Below are 2,892 nucleotides of genomic sequence, written 5' to 3'. Positions count from 1 at the left end.
TGGTTAATAATAACATATTAATATATCCCGGCACAGTCCCGTTTCAGTACGTCAAGGGGGGAAAGTGGATGTACGACAAGGATCCGGTTCTGGCGAGACCATCCGCTCACCAGGAGGAATGGTTCGCCGGAGAAACAGCTGTGCCATTGCCACAGTGCATAGATGCGGAGACAGACAGATGGATCGAACGACGCATATCCTGGGAGCTCGATCAGGAAAGTCAGATACATGTTCCCACTCTCCGGTGTGAGGTCCAGGAGCAGATCAACCCTCTGCGGGCGCCGATGGCCGCCGGATACCGGCGGATGGTGAACGAGACCATTGAATCTGCCTCCACCCGGTCCCGCCGGTGGGGTAATAAGAGATCGCTTGCAGCGATTCCCTGTTTCAACGAAGAGGTTGCGATCGGTTCGGTTGTCCTGATGGCCCGGTCGCACGTCGATGAGGTCCTCGTGATAGATGACGGGTGTACAGACAATACCGTGAAGGTCGCCCGGGATGCTGGAGCGACCGTGATCTCGCACGGAGCCCGGATGGGAAAAGGACGGGGAATAAAAAGTGCTCTTGGGTATGCAGTCAACCACGACTACGACTGCCTGGTCTTTATGGACGGAGACGGCCAGCACAACCCCGATGAGATACCCGCCCTGGTTGGGCCCATCCTCTCCGGTACCGCCGACCTCGTCATCGGGTTCCGGACCTTCGACCAGATGCCCATATACCGGAGGTTCGGCCGGGCGGTGCTCGATCTTGTCTCCAGCAACGGCAGTTCGATCACCGATTCGCAGTGCGGGTTCCGGGCATTGAGCAGGAAGACCATAGAATCGATGCATGATACCCTGAAAAAAGATGATTTTTCGATCGAATCGGAGATGCTCAGGGTCGCGCAGGATGAGCACCTGCGCATCGACGAGACGCCAATCAACTGTAAATATGGTGATTTTGATACGTCCACAATGAACCCTGTATCCCACGGAATAGAGGTGCTCGGATCACTGCTCTGGCTTACAGTGGAGAGGAGGCCCCTCCTGAACATAGGTCTTCCCGGGCTTGCCGCGATGCTCGCAGGCGTATACTTCCTGCTCCTGTTTCTCCGGGAGTTCAATGAAACCGGTTTCTTCTCGATCGGGCAGGGCATGTTCGCATCACTCTTCCTGATCCCGGGGACCGTCGCCCTCATCGTGGGCCTGATGCTCGCTCTCATTGCAAGAATGCGGGAGTGAGGAGGAGCGGTACGATGCAGCGAAGGGGTGCGAAATGATCGGAATACTACTCGGCACACGACCCGAAATCATCAAGATGTCTCCGGTAATCAGGGAGTGCGAGCGGAGAGGCCTTGACTACTTCATACTCCACACCGGACAGCACTACTCTTACGAGATGGACCGGCTCTTCTTTGAGGAGCTTGAACTACCCGACCCCGACTACAACCTCGACGTGGGTTCCGGAACCCATGCAGGCCAGACTGCGAAGATTATGACCGGCGTTGAGGATGTTCTGGTAAAAGAGTCCCCCGATATCGTCCTGGTTCAGGGGGACACGAACACCGTCATGGCCGGGGCTCTCGCGGCATCGAAACTTCATATGCGGGTAGGCCACATCGAGGCAGGCCTCCGGAGTTTCAACCGTCGGATGCCGGAGGAGATCAACCGGGTTGTCACCGATCATATCTCAGATTATCTCTTTGCTCCGACAGAGAGCGCTCGGGAGAATCTCCTCACGGAAGGCATCGATGATACGAAGATCTGCGTGACCGGAAACACCGTCGTCGATGCGGTGTACCAGAACCTCGACATCGCAAAGAAGAAGGCTAACGTCCTCAAAGACCTTGACCTCGAGCCCCGTAAGTACTTCCTCGTCACCGCCCATCGACAGGAGAACGTGGACAACCGGGCACGGCTCAAGGAGATCCTGAAAGGGCTTGAGGGAGTGCAGAAGGAGTTCTCCCTGCCGGTCGTCTTCCCGGTCCACCCAAGGACCGAGAAGCGGATTAAGGAACTGGGGATCGGGGTCGACGGGCTGAATCTCACCAAACCCTTCGGGTTCTTAGAGTTCCTGCAGCTTGAGTCGCAGGCGAAACTCGTCTTGACCGATTCCGGCGGCGTCCAGGAAGAAACTTGTGTTCTCGGCGTTCCGTGCGCCACGATGCGTTACGATACGGAGCGGCCCGAGACGCTGGACGTCGGATCGAACATTCTGGTCGGTGCCGACGCAAAGAGGATCCTTGAAGGAGTCCGCTCCGCAGCCACCCGGAAACGCGGTTGGAAGAACCCCTATGGGGACGGAATCGCCGGAAAAATGATCGTGATGGTCTGTGCTGCTGCACGGTCCCAATAATTGCAGAAGGAAGATGCACATGAAGATCTGTGTACTGGGATTAGGATACATAGGGTTGCCGACCGCGCTGTTGCTTGCCGCTCACGGCTCGGAAGTTGTGGGCGTCGATGTAAAGCAGAGTGTGGTAGATTGTCTGAATCATGGAAAACTCCCATTTAAGGAGCCCGGTATCGAGGACCTTTATCTCCGGGCGAAAGACCGGTTTGTTGCAGAGAGCGAACCCGGGGCCGCGGACGTCTTCCTGGTAGCCGTGCCGACACCCCTGGACCCGGCAACAAAGGTCTCGGACCTCTCATACGTCAAAAGAGCGGCCGACATGATCGCCGCTCATCTCAAGGAGGGAGACCTGGTCATCCTTGAATCAACCGTCCCCCCCGGAACAAGTGAGCGGGTTGTCATCCCGAGGCTCGAGAAGAGCGGCGTTGCCATCAGAGATTTCCTGTACGCGCATTGCCCCGAGCGGGCAATCCCCGGGCGGACCTTAAAAGAGATGGTCTGCAACAGCCGCATCATCGGCGGGTATGACCGGGACTCCACCGAACAGGCAACCTCCCT

At 57.1% G+C, this 2,892-nt stretch carries 3 protein-coding genes; all 3 read left to right on the top strand.

All coding sequences use genetic code 11. The features are described from left to right. Positions 1 to 305 precede the first annotated feature (305 nt). Positions 306 to 1,223, top strand: coding sequence for a glycosyltransferase family 2 protein (locus BP858_RS03675; RefSeq protein ID WP_074176184.1), 918 nt, complete (start codon positions 306 to 308; stop codon positions 1,221 to 1,223). 34 nt (positions 1,224 to 1,257) lie between these two features. Further along, positions 1,258 to 2,337, top strand: coding sequence for a non-hydrolyzing UDP-N-acetylglucosamine 2-epimerase (gene wecB, locus BP858_RS03670; RefSeq protein WP_281768598.1), 1,080 nt, complete (start codon positions 1,258 to 1,260; stop codon positions 2,335 to 2,337). 19 nt (positions 2,338 to 2,356) lie between these two features. Further along, the coding region (locus BP858_RS03665) for an NAD(P)-binding domain-containing protein (protein WP_286878872.1) at positions 2,357 to 2,892 on the top strand (536 nt) is incomplete at its 3' end.

The sequence above is a fragment of the Methanoculleus sp. UBA413 genome, assembly GCF_002502935.1.
Lineage (GTDB): Archaea > Halobacteriota > Methanomicrobia > Methanomicrobiales > Methanoculleaceae > Methanoculleus > Methanoculleus bourgensis.
This window is presented reverse-complemented; position numbering and strand designations above follow the sequence as displayed.

Coding starts and splice junctions, on each gene's coding strand:
- BP858_RS03675 (WP_074176184.1), top strand. CDS start 306: ATGGTGAACGAGACCATTGAATCTGCCTCCACCCGGTCCCGCCGGTGG.
- wecB (WP_281768598.1), top strand. CDS start 1,258: ATGATCGGAATACTACTCGGCACACGACCCGAAATCATCAAGATGTCT.